We start from the raw sequence: 24,855 nt of genomic DNA on the forward strand, positions 1-24,855 counted from the left end.
ATGGACCGCATCGAACAGCTCATGAAGGACGCAAAACCTCGGGTGGGAGCTCCAGACGCGGCGCCGGAAGGCGACTCTGCCCGATCGATTGCCTTTTCCACGGATCCGGACCTTGTTCGTTTGGCAGGGCGCACTCCGGCACGTCGCAATGCCGTGCGGGCTACGGCCGCAACTGTGCTGGCCGCTGCAGCTGTGGTTGGCGCAGTGGTTGTCGGCGGCCATCTGATGCCGCAACCGGCGCCCGGACCGGCCCAGACGGGCATCCCAACGCCGACTGCCTCCGCCAGCCCCTCGCCCGATTCCCCACGCCCCTCCACTGCCGCTCCTGCCGCCACTCCCACTCAAGCGAGTACCGCAGCCGGAGCCTTGAGCACCGGCGGCGTCGCGTGCACCATGGCCAACGTCGACCAGCAACGCAATGACCAAGTTCGGGCTATCAAGGCAGTACCCGCCGTTGAACGGCACTATTACACGGTGCTGGGCTGCGCCGGCGGATGGATCGCCTACTCCATTTCCGGTGACGGGATCCGGGCACTCCAGCTCGATGGCGGCAACGCCTGGTTCAAGATCGCCAAACTGCAGAACGGCCGATTCCTCTGCGATGTCCGGCAGGAGTGGTCCAGCGTATACAACTGGGAGTTCCAAGCCACGAACAACCAGGGACTCACCCCGCAGCAGGCCATGGACAAGGAATTCGCGGACAAGGGGATTCCGGTCGAACTGCGGCCACAGCTTGTGGGCGATGGTCCTGCAGCCGGATAGCCTCGGCAGCCAGCGGCAGCTATAGGCTGGAGCACATGAAGCTCACGCCTGTCACTCTTTGCTTCCCGCTCCGTGACGCGGAGACCGGCACCGAGGTGCTGCTGGGCATGAAGAGGACCGGTTTCGGCATCGGCAAGATCGTGGGCATCGGCGGCCACGTAGAGCCGGGAGAAAGCGACGCCGAGGCCGTGGTCCGCGAAGTTTGGGAAGAGGCCGGCATCGTGGTGCTCCAAGAGGACTTGACCCACGCCGGCCTCGTCGAGTTCATCTTCCCCGCCAGGCCTGAGTGGAACATGTCGTGCCGGCTCTTCACCACGCGGCGGTGGGACGGCGAACCTGCAGAGAGCCCGGAAATCACGCCCGAGTGGTTCGACTCCGGGTCGTTGCCGCTGGAGCGGATGTGGCAGGATGCGGCGCACTGGCTGCCCCCAGCGCTGGCAGGCGGAACGATCGACGTCGTCGTGGTCCTCAACGAGGACAACGAGACCGTCGCGTCAGTCCGGTATCCCTCCACGCAGCGGTGAACAGGGCTCCCGCGCCGCCGGTTTCCGCGACTCGAAATCGTGTTGCGGGCAATGCCGCGGCCTGACCGGTAGCCTGAGGTTCGAACATCGCGCCGCGGCGATCCACGCACTTCCATCGCACACCTGCGAGCGGCACACGGGCAATTTTGGGGGCAAGGCATGGACTCAAACAATCACGACCTTCCGGGTAGGGATCCCTGGGACGAGGAGCCGTCCAAGGACGCCGCGTCACGCCGGCACTGGCCGTGGGCGGCCGCCGTCGTTGCCCTCGCCGTGGTGGCCGTGGCTGGCGGAGTTGCCGTGGCCGGAAACATGGGATCCGTTGACCGGACTCCCGCGGCCGCCTCGACGGCCGCAGTGATCACATCGACAGCGTCCACTGCCCTCACGGCGACGCCGTCGCCGGACGCTGCGACGTCGGCGCCCGTATCGCCGTCGTCCTCCCCAACGTCTGCTGCGGCTGCCCCGGCACCGTCCGCCGGGGCCTGGCTGACCTTTACCAGCGCCGATTCGAAGGTCAGTTTCGACTACCCGGCCGCCTGGCGTGTCACCGACGTCTCCGGGGGTTCCGGTGGGGTCGATGTTGACGTGGCGAACGAGGCCGCTGTGGTGGTGGCATCCCTGCATTTCGGACCGTCCGGAGGGATCGGCGGCGCGTGCCAGGGCGCCGTTCCCTATACGGTGCTTGATTCGGCAGAAGTGGATCTTCCGCACCAGCCCGCCAAGGGCTCTGTCACGCCGAGGTTTGCCTTCCGGACACTCCAGGAAAAGGACCGCGTCACGGCGTCCTACGGACTAACCGATACTCCGGCCGGCCAGAACGGCAGCACCTGCATGTTCTATAACGTAGTCACCGGGCCGCCCGAGTCGCCGCTGTTCTCCTTCGCCGATGCTTTCCAGGTCAATGTGGGGGGCTCGGAGGAAAATCCCACGCACAAGGGAGCCAAGACGTTCCCTTCGTTGGACGCAGCCCGGGCCTACATGAAGACCCCGGAGTACCTGAATGCAAAGCGGATGATTACCTCGCTGAAGATCAACGAGGGCTAGCAGGCTACGCACGGCAGCAAAGGGCGCGGGCCGTCCACCTTCAAAGGTGGCCGGCCCGCGCCTTTGCTTGCTGGCGTTTCTGCCGCAGAGGGCCCTCTTAGGCCAGGTGCCGTTCCTCGACGCCGTTGTACTCGCTCAACGGTCGGATCAGGGAGTTCGAATCCAGCTGCTCCATGATGTGCGCCGTCCAGCCGGTGATGCGGCTGGCGACGAACAGGGGAGTGAACGTCGCCGTGTCGAAGCCCATGAGGTGGTAGGTGGGTCCGGTCGGATAGTCGAGGTTCGGTTTGATGCCCTTCGCCTCGTCCATCGCCGTCTCGAGCCCGTTGTAGAGGCCCAGCAGCTCGGGCCGGCCGTAGTGCGCGATCATCTTGTCCAGGGCCGACTTCATGGTGGGGACCCGGGAGTCGCCATGCTTGTAGACGCGGTGGCCGAAGCCCATGACCTTCTTCTTGTGGGCCAGGGCGTTTTCCATCCAGGCCTTGGCCCGGACGTGAGCCTCTTCCAATGACTCCTCAGTCCGGATGCCGATCTCGTCAAAGGTGTGCATGACGGCCTCGTTCGCACCGCCGTGCAGCGAGCCCTTGAGGGCGCCGATGGCGCCGGTCACGGCCGAGTGCAGGTCCGAGAGCGTGGAGGTGATCACCCGGGCCGTGAAGGTGGAGGCATTGAAAGAGTGCTCGGCGTACAAAATCATGGAGACGTTGAACGCGTCAACCACCTCGGGGACGGCCTCCTCACCGAAGGTCATCCAGAGGAAGTTCGCGTCGTAGCCCAGATCCTCGCGAGGCTCCACCACATCCTGGCCATGACGGCGGCGCTGGTCGTAAGCCACGACGGCGGGCATCGCGGCGAACAGGTCGACGGCCTTGGCCAGGTTGGCTTCGCGCGAGGAATCCTCGGCCAAGGGGTGCCGGGCTCCCATGACCGACGTGGCGGTCCGGCACACATCCATGGGGTGCGCGGTGGTGGGCAGCGCGTCGATCACCTGTTTGACCACCGGGTCCAGGGCGCGGCCCGCACGTTCCCGGGCGGTGAACTCGGCCAGCTGGTCTGGAGTGGGCAGTTCGCCGTTCCAGAGCAGGTAGGCGACCTCCTCGAAGCTGCACTTGGCGGCCAGTTCCTGCACGGGGTACCCGCGATACAGCAGCGAGTTGGTCTCCGGGTTGACCTTGGAGACCGCGGTGTAGTCAACCACGACGCCGGCGAGGCCCTTTTTGATGTCCTGTTCAGCCATGCTGAAACTCCTTTGTCTCTGACGCCTGTACCGGCACGAGCCGGTGGTTCTGTGTGGGCTTACTTACCGGGGATCTGGAAATTGAACACCCCGGTGTCGAAACGGTTGTAAGCCTCATAATCAACAAGATCGTACAAACGCGCACGGGTCAGCATGCTCCCAACCTGTGCCTCCTGGGTTCCGTCGGCCTTAATCGATTCCAGAGTACGCTCCGCAGCGCCCATGGCACTACGGAGCAGCGTCACCGGATAGATCACCATATTGACGCCGACGCCGGCCAATTCCTCCACGGTGAACAGGGCACTCTGGCCGAATTCGGTCATGTTGGCCAGAATGGGGACGTCGACGGCGTCGCGGATGGCCTGGAACTCGCTCAGGTCCTTCATCGCCTCGGGGAAAATCGCGTCCGCACCGGCCTCGACGAGGGCCCGGGCGCGCTCCTGCGTGGCCTGCAGGCCGTCTGTGGCGCGGATGTCGGTCCGGGCCATGATCAGGAAGTTCGGGTCGCGCCGGGCGTCGGCCGCGGCCCGGATCCGCTTGGTGGCGGTGTCCAGGTCCACCACGTTCTTGCCGTCGAGGTGGCCGCAGCGCTTGGGATTGAACTGGTCCTCGATGTGGCAGCCGGCCAGGCCAGCGTTCTCGAGCTCCTGGACCGAACGGGCCACGTTCATGGGCTCGCCGAAGCCGGTATCGGCGTCGACGATTGCCGGCAGGTCGGTCATCCGGGCGATCTGCCCGGCGCGGGTGGCCACCTCGGTGAGGGTGGTCAGGCCGATGTCCGGCAGGCCGAGGTCGTTGGCGAGGACTGCACCGGAAATGTACACCCCGGCGAAGCCCTTCTCCTCGATCAGCCGCGCCGAGAGCGGGTTGAACGCGCCGGGGAACTGCTGAATCGTGCCAGAGGCGAGGAGTTCGCGGAACCGGATCCGCTTCTGCTCCGGCGTGACCTTCGAATACAACATTAGAAGAGTCCCTTCGGGGCCGCGGCGAGGTCGATCACGCCGTCGGCCGCCTGGATATTCAGCTGGTCCAGCTCGCCGGCGGCGAGCTTGGGGAGCCGGGCGGCAGCGGCGAGGAAGCGCTCGATCTCCTCGTCGGCCACCAGGCCGGCGGCGAGGGTGCGGAACTTGTTCACGTACTGCTCCCGCGCGAACGGCCGGGCGCCCAGCGGGTGGGCGTCGGCGACGGCGATCTCATCGGTGATGACGGTGCCGTCCGTGAGCGTGATCTCCACAGTGCCGCCGAAGGCCTTCTCGGCAATGTCCAGGGAGTGGTAGCGCCGGGTCCATTCCGGGTCCTCGACCGTGCTGACCTTGTGCCAGAGTTCCACGGTGTCGGGGCGGGCGGCGCGTTCCGGGGCGTAGGAGTCCACGTGGTGCCAGCGACCGTCCTGCAGGGCGACGGTGAAAATGTACGGGATCGAGTGGTCCAGCGTCTCGCGGCTGGCCGTGGGATCGTACTTCTGCGGGTCGTTGGCGCCGGAGCCGATCACGTAGTGCGTGTGGTGGCTGGTCTTGATCAGCACGGAATCGACGTTGGCCGGGTCCGTGACTTCGGGGTGTTCGCCGTTGAGCTTGCGGGCGAGGTCGATCCACGCCTGGGCCTGGTATTCGGCCGAGTGTTCCTTGGTGTACGTGTCCATGATGGCCCGCTTGGCCTCGCCTGCCTCGGGCAGCGGCACGGTGTAGGAGGCGTCCGGGCCGTCCAGCATCCAGGCGATCACGCCGTCTTCGCCCTCGTAGATCGGCACCGGGGAGGTCTGGCCGCGCATGGCACGGTCCGCGGATTCGACGGCCATTTTGCCGGCGAACGCGGGGGCGTGGGCCTTCCAGGTGGAGATTTCGCCCTTGCGGGACTGCCGGGTGGCGGTGGTGGTGTGCAGCCCCTGGCCGACGGACTGGAAGATGGTCTCGACGTCGAGTCCCAACAAGGTGCCGATGCCGGCGGCGGCGGACGGGCCGAGGTGCGCCACGTGGTCAATCTTGTGCTTGTGCAGGCAGATGGCCTTGACCAGGTTGACCTGGATCTCGTAGCCGGTGGCGATGCCGCGGATCAGGTCCTGGCCGCTGGAACCGGCGTGCTGGCCGACGGCCAGGATCGGGGGGATGTTGTCGCCGGGGTGCGAGTAATCCGCGGCCAGGAAGGTGTCGTGGTAGTCGAGTTCGCGGACCGCGACGCCGTTGGCCCAGGCGGCCCATTCGGGGGAGACGCGTTCCTCGATGCCGAAGACCTTGGAGCCCTTGCCGCCGGTGCTGGGGCCGTGGGTGAGGGCCTGGGCCCGGGCCGCGACGATCGGGGCCCGGTTCAGCGACGCGATGGCCACCGAGGCGTTGTCGATGATCCGGTTGATCACCATGTCGGTGACCTCATCGGTGACCTCCACGGGATCCGCGGCCACCTTGGCGATCTTGTAGGCGAGCTGGTCCTCGCGGCCCAGGTTTTCCTCGCTCTTGTAAACGCGGACGTGGTGTTCCTTAACCATGGTGCTCCCTTTGCTGAGGTGTATGGGTGGCTTTGACGTGCGAAAGGCTGCGGTGCAGGTGAAGCGTGGTGGCGGCCTCGGCCAGCCGCGGGTTACCGGCGGCGATCGCCTCGGCGATGGCGGCGTGCTCGGCGGCGGCGGCGGTGAGCCGGGCGGCGTCGTCCGCGGCCAGGCGCCGGACGCGCACGAGGTGGACGCGGAGGCTTCGCATCGCCTGGACGAGGTAGGCGTTGGAGATCGCGGCGTCAATGGCCGTATCCAGCCGTCCGACCAGCGCGTAGTAGTCGTGCAGGGCCGGATCCCGGCCACCGATCAGCTCCGGGGCCTGGAGCAGCTCGCGCCGGAGCTGTTCGAACGTCGCGGGGTCTCCGCGCTCGGCGGCCAGGGCGGCGGCCCTGCCTTCGAGGGTCTCGCGCAGTTCGAACAGTTCGTCGATGTCGTCCAGCGAAATGTCGGTCACGACGACGCCGCGGCCGCCCGTCGTCGTCAGGCCTTCGGCTGTAAGCCGGCTCAGGGCCTCCCGCAGCGGGGTGCGGGAAATGCCGAGGCGCTCCGACTGTTCGACTTCCGCGAGCACGGTCCCGGGCAGGAGACGCCATTCGATGATGTCGTCGCGGAGGGCCGCGTAGGCCTTGTCGCTGGCGCGCATCCTGCCCCCTTCGGTGACGGCTCTGTAACGGTGGAACATCAACAGTGTATACACGCGTGGCTGATTTGCCCAGCAAATCAGGCCACCGGCGGTGAAAAAGATGAGCTGTGTATACAGAAACTCTTGTAACGCCGGACCGCTCCGGTTTACCCTGTCTATCATCGGTTGCATCACAACGTCGTGGACAGGATGTACGTCATGGTCACCAAGAGCTACCAGGCCGCCTACGAACGGAGCCTGGATCATCCCGCAGAGTTCTGGCTGGAGGCCGCGGACGGGATCTCCTGGCAGACGCCACCGAGGCAGGCCCTCGATCCCAGCCGGGCACCGCTCTACGACTGGTTTCCCGACGGTGTCCTGAACACGTCCTATAACGCCCTCGATCGCCACGTCGCCCAGGGCAGGGGCGCGCAGGACGCCCTGGTCTACGACTCGGCGATGTTGGGCACGCAGCAGAGCTACACGTATGCGGAACTGACGGACCTCGTGGCCCGGTTCGCCGGAGTCCTGCGCCGCAGCGGTGTTGGTAAGGGCGACCGCGTGGTGATCTACATGCCGATGATCCCCGAGGCCGTGATCGCGATGCTGGCCACCGCACGGCTCGGCGCCGTGCACTCGGTGGTCTTTGGCGGGTTCGCCCCCAAGGAGCTCGCCGCCCGCATCCGCGACGCCGCACCCGCCGCGGTGGTCACGGCGTCCGGTGGCATCGAGCCCTCGCGGCGGATTGAATACCTGCCCGCCGTTGCCGAGGCCCTGGGCATCGCCGGCGCCACGGACACTCCGGTGCTGGTCAAGGCCAGGGAAGGCTTCGCCTCCACTGCGGCCTCGATGGCGGCCTCGATGGCGGCCTCTACGGCGGCCGAACAGTCCGGCTGGCTCGACTGGGACGCCGAGATGGCCAACGCCGAGCCTGCCGCGCCGGTGGCTGTGGCGGCCACAGATCCGCTGTACATCCTCTACACCTCCGGCACCACCGGGGCGCCGAAGGGCGTGGTGCGGGACAACGGCGGCCATGCCGTGGCCCTGAAGTGGACCATGGAAAACATCTACGACGTCGGCCCCGGGGACGTCATGTGGACCGCCTCGGACGTCGGCTGGGTGGTGGGTCACTCCTACATCGTGTACGGGCCGCTGCTTGCCGGCGCCACCACGGTGCTGTACGAAGGCAAGCCGGTGGGGACGCCCGACGCCGGCGCGTTCTGGCGGGTCATCCAGGACCACAAGGTCAATGTGCTGTTCACCGCGCCCACGGCACTGCGTGCCATCCGGAAAGCCGACCCCGAGGGCCAGCTCGTGGACAACTACGACATTTCCAGCCTGCGGACCCTGTTCGCGGCCGGCGAGCGGCTGGACACCGACACCTTCCACTGGGCCTCCCGGGTCCTCGGCGTTCCGGTGGTCGATCACTGGTGGCAGACGGAGACGGGCTGGGCCATCTGCGCCAACCCCCGCGGCCTCGACGGGCTGCCGATCAAGGCTGGCTCGCCGAGCGTCCCGATGCCCGGCTTCCGGCTCAACATCGTCGACGGCGCGGGCGGCGACGTCGAGGCCGGCACGGAAGGCAACATCGTCCTGGGCCTGCCCCTGCCGCCCGGCACTCTGACCACGCTGTGGCGCAACGACGAACGCTACATCTCCTCCTACCTGCAGGCGTTCGAGGGCTACTACGCCACCGGCGACTCCGGCTACCGGGACGGGGACGGCTATGTCTTTGTCATGGGCCGAACCGACGACATCATCAACGTCGCCGGACACCGGCTCTCCACCGGCGCCATGGAACAGGTGATCGGCCAACACCCGGCGGTCGCCGAATGCGCGGTGATCGGCCTCTCCGATCCCCTCAAGGGCCAGCATCCCAGCGGCTACGTGGTCCTCAAATCCGGGGTGGACATACCCGAGGACGTTTTGGCCAAGGACCTGATTGCCCTGGTCCGGCGGGACATCGGGGCCGTGGCGGACTTCAAGCACGTCACCGTGGTGGAGGCCTTGCCCAAGACCCGGTCCGGAAAGATCCTGCGAAAGACCATGCGGCAGATCGCCGACGGCGAGACCTACGTCGTGCCGTCCACGATCGAGGACGCCGGCGTGATCGACCGGCTGCTCGAAACCTTGCGCCCCGCCAATCCGGAGTGAGTCCCTCGTCGAGACGACACTTGGCGGCAATGTTTCCGGGAATCATTGCCGCCAAGTGTCGTTTCAATGACTGGAACCACGGCGGCGCGGCCCTAGATGTACTGTTAGGGCCGCGGCCGAGTCCAGCGGTATTCGTTCTCCGGCCGGCCGGGGGCACCGTAGCGGGCGGCCCGGGAAACCGTTCCGGCGTCGGCGAGGTATTCGAGGTAGCGCCGGGCGGTAACCCGGGACATGCCGAGCGCCTCCATGACCTCGCTGGCGGAGACCGCCCCGTCCTGGTCCTTGATGTAGTCCTGGACGGATTCCAGCGTGGATACGGCCAGGCCCTTGGGCAGCGACACTTCGGAGGGGGCGCGCAGGCTGGCGAAGGCCTGGTCCACATCACTTTGGGACGCCCGGGATCCTGCGACGCCGGTCACCGGCGAAGCCAGTTGCTCGCGGAACTGCCGGTAGCTGGCGAGTTTGTCTGCAAACGTTGCGTAGGTGAACGGCTTGATCAGGTACTGGACCACACCGGTGGCCACTGCACTGCGGACGATGTTCAGTTCCCGCACGGCGGTGATGGCGATGATGTCCGCGAAGAGCCCGGCCGCCCGCATCCGGCGTGCGATGTCCAGCCCGTGCAGGTCCGGGAGATTCATATCCAGCAGCACCAGCTCCACCGGGTTGCCCGCCGCCGCGAAGTCCGTGAGCAGGCGAAGGGCGGACTGCCCGTCCGGCGCGGAACCCGCCAGGGTGAAACCGTCCAGCCTTTCGATGTAGGCGGCGTGCGCCGCAGCGGCGATGGGCTCGTCTTCGACGACGAGCACCCGGATGTCGCTCATGGCTGTCCCTCTTTTGTGACCGGCGGTGTTGTGGTCGGCAGCGTGACGCGGAACAGCGCCCCGGCCGGGCTGGTGATTGTCATGGTACCGCCCAGCCGCTGCACGGCCTGGCGGACCAAGGCCAGCCCAAGGCCGCGCCCGAAAGGCCCCGGCGCCTTGGTGCTGAAGCCGTGACGGAAGACGTCGTCCACGGCCGCGGGGTCGATGCCGGGGCCGCTGTCTTCCACGGTGATCTCGAGGGCGGTCCCGGTGGTCTCGACGGTCAGCTCCACGAGCCGGGGCGCCGGGGCCTCGGCCGCGGCGTCGATCGCGTTGTCCAGCAGGTTCCCGAGGATGGCCACGAGGTCCTGCACGGCAAGTCCGGTCACCGCCGTCGAACCCGACGTGTTCAAGGTCAGTTCGACGCCGCGTTCGTGCGCCTCGGCTGCCTTGCCCATAATCAGCGCACCGAGCACGGGTTCCTCGATGGAACTTACGAGGTCGTCCGTCAGCCGCTGGCTCAGTTCCATGTCCTTCGTGGCGAAGTCCAGCGCCTCGGGCGCCCGGCCCAGTTCCATGAGCGAGACGATCGTGTGGAGGCGGTTGGCGTGCTCGTGGGTCTGGGCCCGAAGGGCGTCCGAGAGCGTGCGCATGGTTTCGACTTCGCTGCCGAGGGATTCGATTTCGGTGCGGTCGCGGATAGTGGCGACAGTTCCGTACACGTGGGCACCGGAAGCCGCTCCCCGCTGGCGGCCTGTGGCGGATGCAGGGCCCACCGCAGGGCCCTGGTTAACCACCAGGACCCGGGAGCCGGTCAGATGGATCTCGTCGAGCGCCGTCCGTCCGGATTCAAAGAGTTCCTTCAGGCTGGGTGCCAGCGGCAAGTCCGCGAGGGATGGCGCGGTCTGGCGCCCGCGTCCTGCGCCGGCGGCCGTACTGGCAGCATCCGTCCCGGCAGCGGCAGCGCCGTCGGCTGACTGCTTCGGCAACCCCAGCAGGTCGGCGGCCTGGTCGTTGTACATGACCACTTTGCCCTGCGGGTCGATGAGGATCACGCCCTCACGCACCGAATGCAGCACTGATTCGTAGTACGCGAAGAGCTGGCCGAGCTGTTCGGGTCCCCAGCCGCGGGTCACCCGGCGCAGATACCGCCCCAGCAGCCAGGATGCCAGCGAACCACCTGCCAGCAGCGCCAGGGCGATGGCCAGCACCGCCGGCAGCCTGCCGGAGACCGCCACATCTACCGTCCGGACCGTCACGCCCGCGGCCACGAGTGCCCGCACCTTCCCTTCCGCATCTTTGACCGGGGCGATGGTGCGCACAGACGGGCCGAGGGTTCCGGTCGTGACCTCCGTAAAAACCTGGCCGTTGAGGGCTGCGTCGATGGAACCGATGTATGGCTTGCCCAGTTCCTCATTGCGCGGATGGGTCCACCGCGTCCGGTCCGGGGCCATGATCGTGACGAAATCCGGGCCGGCATCGTTCATGACCTTCAGGGCATACGGCTGGAGCAGGGCTGACGGGTCGGCGGCGCTCGCCGCCTGCAGGACGAAGGGCGCGTCGGCCACCGTGGTGGCAATGCCTGCCATCCGGCGTCCGGCCTCGTCATAGGCCTGATCGCGTGCATCGACGAACGTGGCCGTGCCCACGATGGCCGTCAACGCCACGATGAACAGCAGATTGGCCGCAAACAGCCTGCGGGCGATGCTCCAGCGGTGGATCATCAACACCTTCCATGACCAATATGAACGCAAGGGTGATGCGCGTCACCTTGTCATCAATGATGGGGGTACACGCAAGAACGGACCGAGCGGACCACAGAGTGGGCCTCACGAAAGTCCAGCCTATCCAAGGAGAAACACCATGGCCTCTCAACGAGGAGAGTCGGCAGCACCGGCCGCAACGACGGCCAAGAAGCGCAAGGGACTGGACAAGTCCCACTACCTCTACATTGCAGTCATCGTCGCCGTGGTTGCAGGCGCCGTTGTCGGCCTGCTCTTTCCCGAGGTCGGCAAATCCCTGAAGCCGCTGGGCGACGGCTTCATCAAACTCATCAAGATGATGATCGGCCCCGTGATTTTCTGCACGATCGTGTTGGGCATCGGCTCCATTGCCAAGGCCGCCACGGTTGGCAAGGTCGGCGGACTGGCCCTCGTCTACTTCATGGTCATGTCTACCTTTGCCCTGGCGATCGGCCTCGTAGTGGGCAACCTGATCCACCCGGGTGAGGGCCTGAACCTCGCGCCCTACGATCCGAACAAGAAGGCGGCGGTCGACAGCACCGTTGACTTCCTGCTCGGCATCATCCCGGGCGACATTCCCGTGCTGCCGACGCTCCTCGCCGCGATCCTGGTCGGCTTCGCCCTGCAGAAGATGGGCCCGCAGGGAGCCCCAATCCTCAAGGCCGTGGGCTACGGGCAGGCCCTGGTATTCCGCATCCTCATCATGATCATGTGGCTGGCCCCCGTCGGAGCCTTCGGTGCGATCGCCGCCGTCGTCGGTGCCACCGGCTTCCAGGCCATCATCAGCATGGCCACCCTGATGGGCGCCTTCTACATCACCTGCGCCCTGTTCATCGTCGTGATCCTCGGCGGCCTGCTCAAGGTGGTCACCGGAGTCAGCATCTTCAAGCTCATGAAGTACCTCGGCCGCGAATACCTGCTGATCTTCTCCACGTCCTCCTCCGAGGCCGCACTGCCCCGCCTGATCGCGAAGATGGAACACCTCGGCGTGTCCAAGCCGGTGGTCGGCGTGACCGTCCCCACCGGCTACTCCTTCAACCTGGACGGCACCGCCATCTACCTGACCATGGCCGCGCTGTTCGTCGCCAACGCCATGGGTACGCCCTTGGACCTGGGCGCCCAGGTTTCCCTGCTGGTCTTCATGATCATCGCCTCCAAGGGTGCCGCCGGCGTCACCGGCGCCGGCCTGGCCACGCTGGCCGCCGGACTCCAGGCGCATGCCCCTCAGCTGCTTGGCGGCGTGGGCATGATCGTCGGCATCGACCGCTTCATGTCCGAGGCTCGTGCACTGACCAACTTCACCGGCAACGCCGTCGCCACGGTGCTGATCGGCACCTGGGTCAAGGAGATCGACGGCGAACGCGTGGACCGTGTCCTCGCCGGTGCCGAACCGTTTGACGAAGAGACCATGCTCGCCGGCCACAGCGGTGTACAGGACACCGTCGAAGAACCGGCACAGCCGGTCCTGGCGCACGCCTGAACCCTGTCTCTGAACCCCGTCGTTCAACAATGGCCGTCGTTCAACAACGGCCCAAGTTGAGCGGACACACCACCGCTAGATGACGCCCGAAGCGCCCGGCAGCTCAGCTGCCGGGCGCTTCGGCGTTCGAATCAGCCCCCGTCCGCGCCGAAATCTGTGCCGAAGGGGGTGACCACCGTCCGGCGGGGCGTCCCGGCGTCGTCGTAGTTCAGGGTGCTGACGCGGACGCCGTACAACGCCGAGAGTTGCGCATCGGCGAGGAGCGGCCCGGCAGGACCAGTCACCACACCCTCGGCGCCCATGAGGACCACCGAGTCTGCGAGGAACAGGGCGTGGTCCGGGTGATGGGTGCTCACCAGCAGCGACATCCCGGTCCGCACGAGTTCCCTCAGGAGTTGGAGCACCCGGACCTGGTTTTTCAGGTCCAGCCCGGTGGACGGCTCGTCCAGGACAAGGAGCCGCGAACCGCCCGCGACGGCCCGTGCGATGAGGACCAGCTGCTGCTCGCCCCCGCTCAGGGTGGGAAACAGCCGGTCGGCCAGGGCCGCGATCCCCACCCGGTCCATGGCCTGGAGCGCGGCAGCCCGGTCCCGGGTGCCGGGGGAGCGGAAGACGCCGATGTGGCGGGCACGGCCCATGACCACCATGTCCAGGGCCGGGTAGCCGAACGTGCTGCCGCGGGCCTGCGGAACGTAGCCGGCCGTCTCGGACCTGCGCACCGCCCCCTCCTGTACTGCCAGCAGGCCGGCCGCGCAGCGCACCAGTGTCGTTTTGCCGCTGCCGTTTGGTCCCAGAACCGCAGTCACGGTGCCCGGCGGCACCGAGAAGCTCAGATCCTTGAACACCCAGTTCTGCGGTGAGTAGCCAAACCCGGCCCCGCGCAGCTCAAGCACCGTCCCAGATCCTCTCCCGGTTCCGGCGCAACAGCACGAAGAAGACTGGTGCCCCGATCAGCGCGGTGAGGACGCCCAGCGGGATTTCGCCGGCCGTGGCGGTGCGCGCGATGGTGTCGATGGCGACGAGGTACGCCCCGCCGAGCAGGAATGAGACCGGCAGCAGGACCCGGTGGTCCGGGCCCACCCACATGCGCGCCAGGTGCGGGATGACAAGCCCCACCCAACTGATGACCCCGCTGACGGCCACGGCCCCGGCCACCATGAGGGCCACGGCGGAGAGGACCGTCCAGCGCAGCGGCCGCGGCCGGAGCCCCAGGGCCGTGGCGTCGTCGTCGCCGAGCGAGAGGACGTTGACCCGCCACCTCAGCGCCAGCAGGACGACGCCGCCGGCGGCGATCGGAATGAGGGCCACGAGCACCTTCCCCCACGTAGCGGTGGAGACGCTGCCAAGCAGCCAGAAGACGATCGCGGGAAGGGTGGTGAACGGGTCCGCCAGATACGTCACCAGGGCCACCAAAGCGGAGAAGAACGACGCCGTGACGATACCCCCGAGGACGACCATGAGGATGTGGGCCCCGCCCCGGCCGGAGGTGATGAGGAAGACGATGGCCAGTGCCAGCAGCCCGAAGCCGAACGATCCGCCCACGAGGGCCAGCGGACCCAGGCCCAGCAACAGGGCCAGGGCGCCCCCGAAGGAGGCCCCGGATGAAACGCCGATGACCTCAGGGCTGACCAGGGGGTTGCGGAACACAGCCTGCAGCGCGGCCCCGCCGATGGCGAGGCCACCACCGACCAGCAGGGCCAGCAGGACCCTGGGCAACCTGACCAGCAGCACCACGTTTTCCTCAGCCGCGGGCAGGGTTGATCCGATTGGAAATACCCGGGAGGCCAGGATTTCCGCGACATGGGGGAGGGACACGTTGTACCGGCCGCTGGCGAGTGCAAGGGCCGACACGGCGGCCAGGACGGCCAGGGAGAGCAGGCATGGCCCGAGAACCTGGCGCAGCCCTGGTCCGCGGCGGCCGCTAAGGTATCGCGTGGTCAGAGGCTGGGCCTCACGAAGCATCGAACTGCCGGTAGTTGGCCGAGGCGCCATTGACGTCAGTCCACAGGATCTTGTCCATTTCCGGCGCTGACGGCCGGTGGCGGTACAGGAAATCGAAGTAGTCGCTCGTCTCGTCCCGCAGCGCGGACCGGTTGCCGGAGGGGAAACTGATGTCGCTGAGCCAACGCCACATGAGCGGCGATTCCTGGCTGGGGGGATCCCAGCGGTATCCGCCCAGCGGGACCTTGTAGACACGCTTCGAACGCACGGCGGACACGCTTTGCCACACCGGGTTGCCGTAGAGGTCCCCGGGCATTGCGTCGTCGAAGTTCCCGAGGAGAATGACCTCCGGATTCCAGGCCAGGACCTGTTCGACGTCCACGCCCACCATGCCCTTGCCCTGGAGCCCCTGCGGGCCGGTTGCCGGATTGTGTGCGCCGACGAGCTTGATGTAGAAGTCGTTGTAGCTGCCGTTTCCGGCGACCTTGAGCCCGCCACTGAACCTGTTGAAGTAGATGATGCCCGGGCCGCCGGTGGCGCGCGAGGCGGCCTCGGCCTGAATGGACTTCTGGTGCTCGTCACTGCGCGCCTTCATCTGCACAGCGCGGTCCGGCTGTCCCAGCATCGTTGCGAAGAGCGAGGTCCAGGTGTCCACGTCCTGCTGCGTCCCGGAGTTGGTGATTCCCAGGACTTTCATTCCTGCCTGTTCCAGCGGGGCTGTCAGTTGCGCATCGCTCCACTGGACCACGACGTCGGGGTTCAGAGCCCGGATGCTCTCGACATTGGGCGTGAAATCGGTCGTGGCGATGTCGTGCGGGATATTCAGGGCCTCCGGGTACATGGTGCCCATGATGCCGTCGCGCATGGCGGCCCAGGAGGCGTTGTGCATCCCGGCGAGATGGCTTGCGCCCTGGTCGACGGCGACCAGTAGAGAGGCGGCCGGCATGGGGATGGTCACGACGCGGGTGACCGGGCGGTCGAAACTCAGCACGGTCCCGCGCTGGTCCGTCACCTGGATCCCGGCCGAACCGGAGGCGGAATTCGGTGGTGCCGTGCCAGACTCTGCCGTACCTGCCGATGGCGACTGTGGCGACGCGCTTCCCGGGGCACAGGATGCCAAGAACAGCGCCCCTCCGCCGTAGAGGGCCGCTGCCAGTACTGATCGTCGGTTGGCTTCGGGGATGTTCATCGGCCTACCTCCCGGGAAGGACCGCACAGCGGCGGCCATCCGCTCCGCGCCGGCAACACCAATGATCCCGGGACGGCATTCCCTCACAGCATCTGCCGAATGCGCAGGGGTGTCAATGCGTGTAACTCGGGCATTGTTAGTGGTCGGGGGCGGTGCTAGCCTCGCACTTATCCCCTGTGAAACGAGGCCACGGGATGCAAGTCAACGGCGCTCAACTCTTTGTCCGGTACGCATATCCGCCGAATTCGCGGGGTAGTTGCGGACCGCCTGACAGCGATGCGCTTTTGCACTACGGCCAGTCCGGGGTGACCGACGGGGGCTTGCGCGAACTTGCCAAGGGGTTCGCCGGTGCGTGGCCGTACCTGGAGCTCATCGCCGGTGCCACAGGCAACCCGGACCCGCTTGATTACGGGGTGGTGGAGGCCTATTGGGTGGGAAACGCGCTGCTGGACTCCGTGGGTGTGCGCAGCATCGGCAATTCCATGGAGGACAGGTTCCGCGCACGGACCGGCCATCAGTTTCCGCACCTGATGGAAGGGGTCATCGCCGGCGGCGTGCCGCACCACAGCTTCCATGTGCTGGAAATCTATCCGTGGCTCGGACTCCTGCGCGATGATCGACGCTCATCCACGGCACTGAACGTCCTTGACCAGTGCCGCATCCGGTGGGGCGAAGTGGTGGCCGTCGAAGGGGACAACGCCCTGGTGCGCTCAAGGCCCCTGGTTTGGGACGGAATAGCGCTCTCGCTCGGCGAGCCAGTGGTCGAGACCGCCAGGTACGCCGTGGCCGGGACCGGGTTCATCGCCGATCTCACGGCGGGCGACATGGTGTCCCTCCATTGGGACTGGGTATGCGACCGGCTGACGCCCGGCCAGCTCCACCGGCTCCAGCACTACTTTGCCCGCCACCTCAAGATCGCCAACTCCGGCGTGGAGCACCGCGGCGCCGCGATTGCCCTGGAACAGTGAAATCCGAACAGTGAAATCCGAACAGTGAATCCCGGACAGTGAGCCCGGGACAGTGGGCCCCGGACACCTGAGCAGGGAACAAGGCTAGGGAACGGTGTCGGTAGGGTCCGGGCCTCGACCCATGAGCTCAAGTCCGTTCATCGCACGGTCGGCGCCATCCTGGTCCACACGCTCCAGGGCGAAGCCCATGTGGATCAGGACCCACGTGCCGCCCTCCAACGGACCGTCGTCGAGGAGCCCGATGTTGATCTTTCGCTGCACGCCTGCCACATCCACGAGCGCCAGTTGCCCGTTGTAGCCGTCGATCACTTCAATGATCCGGCCCGGTATTCCCAAGCACATCCGCGCATCCTCCTCAGCCTGTTCTTCTCACCCTGCAGCATCTGGGCCCGCGCTCGCAGTCGCTGCGTCCGCGGACGATAGGCGGGCCGAGACCAAGGTGCGCACTGCCTCCACGGCTGCGGGGACGGCACGGGACACTTCCTCGGACAGTTCCATGCCGTCGTCCGTGCGCCCCGCGATGCAACCCACCAGGTAAGTCTCGGGCAGCGATCCGCCCAGGACGCGGAGGCGGCGCAGGACAGCCAACGGGTCCATGCCATGCGGATCGAACCCCGGGTTGACCGGCAGGCCGGCTGGCGTGAGCGGGCCGCCAGGCTCCAGATCCTCCGCCCGGATCTTCAGGATCCGGAGCGCCCCGGCGCTGGTGCTCCCGTCCGCCGGGGCCGGAAGCACATCCACGAGCACCAGCGCATCCACCCCGTCCAGGAGATCGTAGGCTAGGTGCAGCCCGCGGACCCCGTAGTCCCGCACCTGAACGTCCTCTGGCGCCCAGCCGGGCAGGCCGGACACCTCCTCCGCCAGGCGGCGGGCGACGGCCGGTCCGAATCCGTCGTCGCTCAGGAACACGTTCCCGACGCCGGCCACGAGAACCCCGCTCACATCGGGCCTCACATCCTGGAAATTCGCACGTAGCGCTTGATGTCAGGAATCGAACGCAGTCCGACGACGGCTGCTGCCAGGCCCGCGGCCAGCAGGAGCACGACGGTCATGATGCCCAGACCTTTCATGATGATGGTTCCTTTCCGTTATCCGGGGGCGGCGCCGCGGTGAGCGGCACGAGCTCCTCGGGGGCGAAATACAGGTATCGGCCGTACCATTCCTGCAGTTCGGCCGCCGGGTCGGCCTCGAGGACCACCGCGACGTGCGTTCCGCCGTCGACGTCGAAGTGGACTCCTGTGACGCGCCCCGATTTCCCGGCGAAGAAGAGGTCCTGGGCATCGGCGCGGCGCAGCGGAACAACCCTCACCCGGCTGCCGCGAGAGACCGGGACGCCGTCGATGAAGACGGTGTCCGATTCCGGATCGACGGCGGCGTCCCGGGCCGGATCCCACCAGGGCGTATCGGCGCCGGTAATCTCATAGCGGGTCTCGTCGGTGGTCTCGTTAACAGCACCGTCGCCCGGAACGGAGAATTCGGGAACGGAGAATTCGGGGCCGGAAAATTCCGTATCTGAATAGTCCGGGACCGCAAAGCCGGGGAAGTCTGTGTACCCGGAGGTCCCGGGTCCGCCCGGCGAACCGGTGTGCGGGTTCCGCAGGATGCCGTGCAACTGCTGTAGCTCCTCGGCTGTCATGTTTTCGCAGCGTTCGATGATCGCCGCCGCCCGGGCATCGGTTGACCGGGCCTCCGCCTTTTCCTCATCGGTCAGCGTGAGCACCCGCAGGGTCAGGATTTCATCGATCTCCGTCGCGTCGAACAGCTCCACGGTGCTCTCCGGCGCCACCGCGGGATGGTCATAAAGGATGATCGGGGACAGGAGCAGGACGTCGCGCTGCCCCTCGGGGCCGGCGAGCACGGGCCAGCAGCGGCGCTGGCGACAGGCAGCCGCCGCGGACGACGCCCACTCCGGCGGATCGATCACCGAGAGGAAGTCGGCATCGTGGACGGCGAGCAGGACATGGGCACCGATGAACGAGAGCTCGATGGCGGAACGTTTGTCGGCGGTGGCCGCCGCCGTGTTCTCGACCGTGACCCTGAGACGCCAGAGCGGGCCATGCGCCGGCACGGCCGTGCTGCCGGCAGCGGCCGGCACCTGCTCCGGCATCTGAGTCGGCACTTGCATCGCCATCAGGCGCAGCTCGCCGCTGAGGTGCCGACGCCGGCGCACCAGCCGGCCGGCCGTGGCGCCGTCGGCATCCAGCACCGGCTCGATGGCCTCGGACGCCGGGACGTTGAGCGGCGCGCGCACGCCCGCGGCAAGCTGGCCCAGGCTGTACGGCCCGAGCGTGATCTCCTGATCCGTTGCCTCGTCCCAGCTGAGCCACCGGGACGCACCGACAGTCAGTTCTTCGACAGGCGTGAAGCCGCTGTCATCCGCGCGCTCGGCGGACCGAGTCTGTAGGTGCAGGAAGCGAAGATGGACGTCCACCCGGGCTGCGGGTCCCGGCTCGAGGAGGCAGTCCGCAGCCATGTCCGGCTCTTCACCGGTGCCCGCGGCTGCAGCGCCCGGCGGCCCAAGCACCCCGAACTGCCAGCGCGCCTGGTTCTTGGCAGACGAGGCGCGGTACGGGTACAGGAGGTACCCCTCATAGAGGACAGCGTCGGCGACGGCGCGTGCCAGGCTGAGGCCGGCGTTCACGGTACCGGGTCACCCGCCCCGGCCAGCAGACCCTCGATGGCGGCCTCCCAGGACGTCAGGCCGTGGACGGCCTTGTATTTGGCCAGGGCAGCCAGGACGTCGCGGTCCAGCCGGATCCATCCCTGGTTCGGGAAGAACGCGTCCATCAGCGCGCGCCAGGCCGCCACGGGCAGGGCGTACCGGGCTTCCCGGTCCCAGGGGATCTGCTCGACGCCGAAGCCCGCCGCGCCGCGGGTGAAGACTGTCCCGGAGAAGAGGAATTCCAGCGGAATGGTCCCGTCCCGCAGGGAGTTCAGGTACTTCGCCGCGGAGACCTCGAAGTCGAAGGTGCAGGGGAGCGGCAGTTCCACGTCAACGCTGTCCGCAAATCCCTGGACCAGGACGCCGCTGTGCATCCACATGAACGGCTTGAGCGTGGCGGGCCACCGTCCGCGGTTGCCGAAGAGTTCCAGCAGCCCGGCTTCCTCGTCGGCGTCGTAACCGCGGCGCTGGGCCAGGATCCGCACCTGGCAACGCAGGGCCATGGCATGGATGGCGGCACCGCTTCGCTCCTGGATCCGCAGGCGAGCGATCAGCTGGGGTGCGGCCGCATAGAGCTCCGGGGCGATATCCAGCACGCTGAATTCGAGGTCAACCATGGCGTGCCTCCGGGTCTGCTGCGGCCGGAGCGGGGGCGGGCCTGCTGCGGCTGCTGATCCGGTCGAAGAAACCGGCGAGCTCCTGGCGGGAGTCCTGGCCGCCGTCGAAACCCTTCCACACCCGCCGCAGGCGGCCCACCAGCTCGTAGCATGCATCGATGGGGACCAGATGGCAGTCCGCCCGCTCCCGGTCGGGGCCGGGGGAGCGGATCAGCAGGGCCTCCGTGTCCGGGGCGAGCACGGTGATGGCCGGGTTGGCGGCCTGGACCGATGCCCAGGCGTTCAGGGGAAGTTCAGACTCCGTGGCGCCCGCCGGGCTCGGATAGAAAGCAGCGGTACGGCCTAGAGCGGAGTTGAAGAAGAAGAAGGCCAGGCCCACCGGGATTTCCAGCTCGTCCCATTGGGCAGGGCCGAGTTCGAAGGGCTCGAAGGAAAGGTAGCGGTCGGGGACGGAACGGTAGCGCAGTTGGGCCGACGAGTCCGTGAACAGGAGATAGCAGGGCCTGCACGTGCACAGCAGCGAGCGGCTCTCCATATCCACCACGTGCTGGTGGGCCTCCGCAATGGGCTCAGCACACATCTCGCAGCGCTCGCCGGCGGGCTGGGCCGGGCGGGTGGAGGCTATCCTGCGCAGCACGGCGAGCGCCGACGCGCTGTTGATCCCGGCCCTGTTGATCCCGGCGCCGCTGACTCCGGCACTGCCGGGGTCTGTGCCGCTGGTCACAGCGGCTCCGCCGTGGTGGGGACGGCCACGGAGGGAACACCGTCGCGGAGCAGCAGTGGAAGGGGATCAAGATGAAGCGCCGTGTCCTCGAGGCAGGCCCCGGCCTTCCGGACGTCGAAGTGGCTGCGGCAGTGCGGGCAGCGCAGCAGCCCGCCGCCTACCGGGGCAGCCAGCGCCCGCTGCAGCGAGGCGCCCGGCATGGAGTGGGTGCAACGGGGGCACCGGTCCACGAACGCGTAAACGTCCGGGCCGATCCGGCACGTGAGCACCTCGACGCCGGCCACCAGGAACCCTGCGACGCCTCCGGACTCCAGCTCGGCGAGGGCGGGGACCGCCTGCCATGTGCCGGAGGCCGGCGTGGCGGCTCCGTGGGCCGCCCACTCCGGCGCGTCGCCGGGTGCGCCGGCGCCCGGCGGGCCGCCCAACCCGTCCAGCCGCGAGCGCAGGGCGCGGACCGGGATCAGGGCAGGAACGGCGGCGGGGGCCGCCTCCTCCACCTCGATGCCGGTCACCTCGGGCGCGGCCGTTTCAATGGCGTCCTCGACGGCGAGTTTGAGGGTGACCGACGACGACGGACAGCCTTGGCAGCTGCCCAGGAGCCTCAGCCGGACCACGCCTTCTTCGCTGATGCCGAGCAGTTCCACATCCCCGCCGTGCGAGCCGAGGTAGGGCCGGACAGAGTCGAGGGCTCCCGCGACTCTCCCGGGCAGGTCCACGGGGTGCAGCCCGTGGATCAGCAGTAGGCCTGACACCAACGGGTCGGACGTGAGGGCGGAGACCGTTCCGGGGCCGAGCACACCCTGCGAATCCAGCACTTGCAGGATCCGTTCCAGCCCGGCACCGTACAGCTCCGTTACCTGCCGGACCAGTTCCTCTGCCCGGTCCCGGGCCACAGGACCGCCGGAACCCAGCGCATCGAGGAGGGAACTGATCCGTTCACCTGCCGAGCCCAACAGATTCTCCCGGTCCATGGCTGACTACTCACCGGTCAGCGACTGCGTCGGGGAGTGCAGCAGGTCCAGCGTCTGCCCATCCCCTAGATACATGTGGACGCCGCACGGCAGGCAGGGGTCGAAGCTGCGGACGGTGCGCATGATGTCGATGCCCTTGAAATGATCGCGGTCGTTCTCCTCGAAGATGGGCTGGCCCTGTACCGCGTCCTCATAGGGACCCGGCGTTCCCTCGGAATCGCGCGGGCTGGCGTTCCACGGCGTCGGCGGGTAGGGATGGTAGTTGGCGATCTTGCCGTCGCGGATCACCATGTGGTGTGAGAGCACGCCGCGGACGGCTTCCGTGAAGCCGCAGCTGATGGCTTCATCCGGCACCTCAAAGGACTCCCAGGTCTTGGTGCGGCCCGCCCGGATCTCCTCGAGGGCCTTTTCGGCGAAGTGCAGTGCCGCGGCGGCTGCGTAGGCCTGGAAGTAGGTCCGCGCACGGTTGCGCTCCAGTGTGTTGCTCCACTGTGGGATCTTCCATTCCAGGGTCACCGGGCCCTTCAGCGCAGTCTTGGGCAGCTCGATCTGGACGCTGCTGCCCGTTGACTTCAGGTAGCCGGTGTCGACCAGTCCCGCGAGGGCGGTCGACCAGAGCCGGGCCAGCGGGCCACCGCCGGTATCGAGCGCCAGGTTGCTTTGGCCGTCAGACCACCGCGGTGACATGACCCAGCTGTACTTGTCCTCCAGGTCGCGTTTCTGCGGCCGCGGGTTGGTGTGCTGGTTCCAGGGGTGCCGGCGGTCCACCGGATTGCCCAGTGGATCGCGGGTGACGAACATTTCCTGGTCGCCCCAGTCCTCGTAGTACGACGAGCCCAGCATGATCCGGATTCCCAGGTTGATCCGGACCAGGTCCGTGGTCACGAGTTTTCCGTCCACCACGACGCCGGGGGTGACGAACATCTTCCGGCCCCACTCCGTCATGTCCTTGTAGGCGAAATTGCAGAACTCCGGATCCTGGAAGGAGCCCCAGCAACCCAGCAGCGTGCGCCGCAGCCCCACCTGCTCGTACCCGGGCAGGGCCTCGTAGAAGAAATCGAAGAGGTCATCGTGCATCGGCACCACCTTCTTCATGAACTCCACGTAGCGCATGAGTCGCGTGAGGTAGTCCGTCATCAGCTGGATGGTCGCAACGGTGCCCACGCCGCCGGGGTAAAGCGTGGAGGGATGGACATGCCGGCCCTCCATCAGGCAGAACATTTCCCGGGTCATCCGGCTGACCTGCAGCGCTTCGCGGTAGAACTCCCCGGTGAAGGGGTTCAACGAGCGCATGATGTCCGCGATGGTGCGGTAGCCGTGGTCGCCTGCGTGCGGGGCCGGCGTGTTCTCGGCTTTGGCGAGCACCGACGGGTTGGTTTCGGAGACCATCTTCTCGCAGTAGTCAACGCCGACCAGGTTCTCCTGGAAGATGTTGTGGTCGAACATGTACTCGGCGGCCTCGCCCAGGTTTACGATCCATTCGCCGAGATGCGGCGGCTTCACCCCGTAGGCCATGTTCTGCGCGTAACAGGAGCAGGTGGCGTGGTTGTCGCCGCAGATTCCGCAGATCCGGCTCGTGATGAAGTGGGCGTCCCGGGGGTCCTTGCCGCGCATGAAGATGGAATAGCCGCGGAAGATCGATGACGTGCTGTGGCATTCCACCACTTGATTGTTCTTGAAGTCGACCTTGGTATAGATGCCGAGGCTCCCGACGATCCTTGTGATCGGGTCCCAGGCCATCTCCACCAGGTTCTCGCCCGCGGAACCGTCCGCCGGGGGCATCGGAATCGTCGAAGTCATTGCATTGCCTCTCTGCCTAGCGTCCCTACCAGGTCCGCTTGGCGCCGGTCAGCAGATCATTACCGGGTTTGCGCCAGCGTGGTTCCTGGTCCAGCGTGTGCTTCGTGATGTTCCGCAGCGTCCTGATGGTCTTGCCGTAGGGCATGACCGACGCGGTAGACAGCTTGCCGCCAGGAGGTTCGTCCATGAACGGCATGAACTTGTCCGGGAATCCCGGCATGGTGCAGCCGATGCAGATACCGCCCACGTTCGGGCACCCGCCGATTCCGTTCATCCAGCCACGCTTGGGCACGTTGCACTTGACCACAGGTCCCCAGCAGCCGAGCTTGACGATGCATTTCGGGGACCCGTATTCGGTGGCGAAGTCGCCCTGTTCGTAATATCCCGCGCGGTCACATCCCTCGTGCACCGTCTGGCCGAACAGCCATGTTGGCCGGAGCGCCTCGTCAAGGGGAATCATGGGTGCCTGCCCGGTGGCCTGGTACAGCAGATACGTCATGGTTTCGGACAGGTTGTCGGGCTGGATGGGGCAGCCCGGGACGCACACGATCGGGATCCCGGCCTTGGACTTCCAGTCATAGCCGAGATAGTCGGGCACGCCCATGGCCCCGGTGGGGTTCCCGGCCATGGCATGGATGCCGCCGTAGGTCGCGCAGGTTCCCGCCGCGATGATGGCCGTCGCCTTGGGGGCCAGCCGGTCCAGCCACTCGCTGGTGGTGATCGGCTGTCCGGTGTCGAGGTTGTTGCCGAAGGCCGCCCAGTAGCCGCCCGGGGCGTGCAGGTTCTCATTCGGGATGGACCCCTCAACCACCAGCACGAAAGGTTCCAGCTCGCCGCGGTCCGCCTTGCGGAACCACTCGAGGAAGTCGTCGGCCCCCTGCTGCGGGCCGCATTCGAAGTCGATCAGCGGCCAGTGCATGGCGATCTTGGGAAGTCCGGGAAGTGCCCCGAGGGCTATCTCCTCGACACTTGGCTGGGTTGCCGCCGTCAGGGCCACGGAGTCACCGTCGCAGCTGAGTCCGGCGTTAATCCACAGCACGTGGATCAAAGTTTCTTCCGCTTTCAATGCAGTAGCTGTAGGCATCGTTGCCTCCTTCGGAGCCCCGCCCTGCGGCTGCGGCTCG

Annotated in this window: 24 protein-coding genes; 6 read left to right on the plus strand and 18 right to left on the minus strand. The window is 67.1% G+C overall.

Translation table 11 applies throughout. The features are described 5' to 3' along the window. The 3 genes from AC1DKQ_RS12180 (at window position 1) to AC1DKQ_RS12190 (ending at window position 2,333) form a co-directional block, all read left to right on the plus strand. Entirely contained in the window at window positions 1–762 is a 762-nt protein-coding gene (locus AC1DKQ_RS12180) for a hypothetical protein (RefSeq protein WP_476884933.1), read from the plus strand. Window positions 763–797: 35 nt separating this feature from the next. Then, a complete protein-coding gene (locus AC1DKQ_RS12185) occupies window positions 798–1,286 on the plus strand; it encodes an 8-oxo-dGTP diphosphatase (RefSeq protein WP_476884932.1) in 489 nt (162 codons plus the stop codon). 159 nt (window positions 1,287–1,445) lie between these two features. Beyond that, the gene (locus AC1DKQ_RS12190; protein WP_476919116.1) at window positions 1,446–2,333 is read left to right on the plus strand and encodes a hypothetical protein; all 888 of its coding nucleotides are present in this window, start codon (window positions 1,446–1,448) and stop codon (window positions 2,331–2,333) included. Between the two features lie 97 nt (window positions 2,334–2,430). On the opposite strand, the gene AC1DKQ_RS12195 is transcribed toward AC1DKQ_RS12190, so the two are convergent. Genes AC1DKQ_RS12195 through AC1DKQ_RS12210 form a run of 4 tightly spaced genes read right to left on the minus strand, consistent with a single transcriptional unit; the run spans window position 2,431 to window position 6,701 of the window. Further along, a complete protein-coding gene (locus tag AC1DKQ_RS12195) occupies window positions 2,431–3,570 on the minus strand; it encodes a bifunctional 2-methylcitrate synthase/citrate synthase (RefSeq protein ID WP_476884930.1) in 1,140 nt (379 codons plus the stop codon). 59 nt (window positions 3,571–3,629) lie between these two features. After that, the gene (gene prpB / locus AC1DKQ_RS12200; protein ID WP_476884929.1) at window positions 3,630–4,532 is read right to left on the minus strand and encodes a methylisocitrate lyase; all 903 of its coding nucleotides are present in this window, start codon (window positions 4,530–4,532) and stop codon (window positions 3,630–3,632) included. Further along, window positions 4,532–6,052, minus strand: coding sequence for an MmgE/PrpD family protein (locus tag AC1DKQ_RS12205; RefSeq protein WP_476919117.1), 1,521 nt, complete (start codon window positions 6,050–6,052; stop codon window positions 4,532–4,534). Before AC1DKQ_RS12205 ends, prpB begins: the two co-directional genes overlap by 1 nt. Continuing rightward, window positions 6,045–6,701 (minus strand): GntR family transcriptional regulator, encoded by a 657-nt coding sequence (locus AC1DKQ_RS12210; protein ID WP_476884927.1) that lies wholly within the window; start codon window positions 6,699–6,701, stop codon window positions 6,045–6,047. Before AC1DKQ_RS12210 ends, AC1DKQ_RS12205 begins: the two co-directional genes overlap by 8 nt. 198 nt (window positions 6,702–6,899) lie before the next feature. On the opposite strand from AC1DKQ_RS12210, the gene AC1DKQ_RS12215 reads away from it, so the two are divergent. Further along, window positions 6,900–8,834: an AMP-binding protein gene (locus AC1DKQ_RS12215; RefSeq protein WP_476919176.1), complete on the plus strand. Its 1,935-nt coding sequence runs from the start codon at window positions 6,900–6,902 to the stop codon at window positions 8,832–8,834. Between the two features lie 104 nt (window positions 8,835–8,938). Here AC1DKQ_RS12215 and AC1DKQ_RS12220 read toward each other — a convergent pair whose 3' ends face one another. Continuing rightward, window positions 8,939–9,658 (minus strand): response regulator, encoded by a 720-nt coding sequence (locus AC1DKQ_RS12220; RefSeq protein ID WP_476884925.1) that lies wholly within the window; start codon window positions 9,656–9,658, stop codon window positions 8,939–8,941. Beyond that, on the minus strand, window positions 9,655–11,361 hold the full coding sequence (locus AC1DKQ_RS12225; RefSeq protein ID WP_476919118.1) for a sensor histidine kinase: 1,707 nt from the start codon (window positions 11,359–11,361) through the stop codon (window positions 9,655–9,657). Before AC1DKQ_RS12225 ends, AC1DKQ_RS12220 begins: the two co-directional genes overlap by 4 nt. Window positions 11,362–11,500: 139 nt before the next feature. Between AC1DKQ_RS12225 and AC1DKQ_RS12230 the strand changes: the two genes are divergently transcribed. After that, window positions 11,501–12,859 (plus strand): cation:dicarboxylate symporter family transporter, encoded by a 1,359-nt coding sequence (locus AC1DKQ_RS12230; RefSeq protein WP_476884923.1) that lies wholly within the window; start codon window positions 11,501–11,503, stop codon window positions 12,857–12,859. 131 nt (window positions 12,860–12,990) lie between these two features. Here AC1DKQ_RS12230 and AC1DKQ_RS12235 read toward each other — a convergent pair whose 3' ends face one another. Genes AC1DKQ_RS12235 through AC1DKQ_RS12245 form a run of 3 tightly spaced genes read right to left on the minus strand, consistent with a single transcriptional unit; the run spans window position 12,991 to window position 15,989 of the window. Beyond that, window positions 12,991–13,752, minus strand: coding sequence for an ABC transporter ATP-binding protein (locus AC1DKQ_RS12235; RefSeq protein WP_476884922.1), 762 nt, complete (start codon window positions 13,750–13,752; stop codon window positions 12,991–12,993). Then, the gene (locus AC1DKQ_RS12240; RefSeq protein ID WP_476919119.1) at window positions 13,745–14,821 is read right to left on the minus strand and encodes a FecCD family ABC transporter permease; all 1,077 of its coding nucleotides are present in this window, start codon (window positions 14,819–14,821) and stop codon (window positions 13,745–13,747) included. Before AC1DKQ_RS12240 ends, AC1DKQ_RS12235 begins: the two co-directional genes overlap by 8 nt. After that, window positions 14,811–15,989: an ABC transporter substrate-binding protein gene (locus AC1DKQ_RS12245; protein WP_476919120.1), complete on the minus strand. Its 1,179-nt coding sequence runs from the start codon at window positions 15,987–15,989 to the stop codon at window positions 14,811–14,813. The genes AC1DKQ_RS12240 and AC1DKQ_RS12245 overlap by 11 nt, the downstream gene beginning before the upstream one ends. Before the next feature lie 194 nt (window positions 15,990–16,183). Here AC1DKQ_RS12245 and AC1DKQ_RS12250 point away from each other — a divergent pair, with 194 nt between their 5' ends. Further along, window positions 16,184–16,957 (plus strand): DUF6390 family protein, encoded by a 774-nt coding sequence (locus AC1DKQ_RS12250; protein WP_476919121.1) that lies wholly within the window; start codon window positions 16,184–16,186, stop codon window positions 16,955–16,957. A gap of 84 nt (window positions 16,958–17,041) precedes the next feature. On the opposite strand, the gene AC1DKQ_RS12255 is transcribed toward AC1DKQ_RS12250, so the two are convergent. From AC1DKQ_RS12255 to AC1DKQ_RS12295, 9 genes are read right to left on the minus strand one after another with little or no spacing between them, the layout of a single operon-like run. Continuing rightward, window positions 17,042–17,299: a HypC/HybG/HupF family hydrogenase formation chaperone gene (locus tag AC1DKQ_RS12255; protein ID WP_476919122.1), complete on the minus strand. Its 258-nt coding sequence runs from the start codon at window positions 17,297–17,299 to the stop codon at window positions 17,042–17,044. 27 nt (window positions 17,300–17,326) lie between these two features. Beyond that, window positions 17,327–17,899 (minus strand): hydrogenase maturation protease, encoded by a 573-nt coding sequence (locus tag AC1DKQ_RS12260; protein WP_476884917.1) that lies wholly within the window; start codon window positions 17,897–17,899, stop codon window positions 17,327–17,329. 8 nt (window positions 17,900–17,907) lie between these two features. Then, window positions 17,908–18,027: a DUF6893 family small protein gene (locus AC1DKQ_RS12265; protein ID WP_377988209.1), complete on the minus strand. Its 120-nt coding sequence runs from the start codon at window positions 18,025–18,027 to the stop codon at window positions 17,908–17,910. Beyond that, window positions 18,024–19,598, minus strand: coding sequence for a hypothetical protein (locus AC1DKQ_RS12270; RefSeq protein WP_476919123.1), 1,575 nt, complete (start codon window positions 19,596–19,598; stop codon window positions 18,024–18,026). The genes AC1DKQ_RS12265 and AC1DKQ_RS12270 overlap by 4 nt, the downstream gene beginning before the upstream one ends. Next, window positions 19,595–20,236: a DUF6084 family protein gene (locus AC1DKQ_RS12275; protein ID WP_476919124.1), complete on the minus strand. Its 642-nt coding sequence runs from the start codon at window positions 20,234–20,236 to the stop codon at window positions 19,595–19,597. The genes AC1DKQ_RS12270 and AC1DKQ_RS12275 overlap by 4 nt, the downstream gene beginning before the upstream one ends. Then, on the minus strand, window positions 20,229–20,960 hold the full coding sequence (locus AC1DKQ_RS12280) for a DUF5947 family protein (RefSeq protein ID WP_476919125.1): 732 nt from the start codon (window positions 20,958–20,960) through the stop codon (window positions 20,229–20,231). The genes AC1DKQ_RS12275 and AC1DKQ_RS12280 overlap by 8 nt, the downstream gene beginning before the upstream one ends. Next, on the minus strand, window positions 20,957–21,931 hold the full coding sequence (locus AC1DKQ_RS12285) for a NifU family protein (protein ID WP_476919126.1): 975 nt from the start codon (window positions 21,929–21,931) through the stop codon (window positions 20,957–20,959). Before AC1DKQ_RS12285 ends, AC1DKQ_RS12280 begins: the two co-directional genes overlap by 4 nt. A 6-nt stretch (window positions 21,932–21,937) precedes the next feature. Next, on the minus strand, window positions 21,938–23,731 hold the full coding sequence (locus tag AC1DKQ_RS12290) for a nickel-dependent hydrogenase large subunit (RefSeq protein WP_476884912.1): 1,794 nt from the start codon (window positions 23,729–23,731) through the stop codon (window positions 21,938–21,940). Between the two features lie 25 nt (window positions 23,732–23,756). After that, on the minus strand, window positions 23,757–24,815 hold the full coding sequence (locus AC1DKQ_RS12295) for an NADH-quinone oxidoreductase subunit B family protein (protein ID WP_476884911.1): 1,059 nt from the start codon (window positions 24,813–24,815) through the stop codon (window positions 23,757–23,759). Window positions 24,816–24,855 lie beyond the last annotated feature (40 nt).

Source organism: Arthrobacter sp. 05L421 (genome assembly GCF_056397785.1).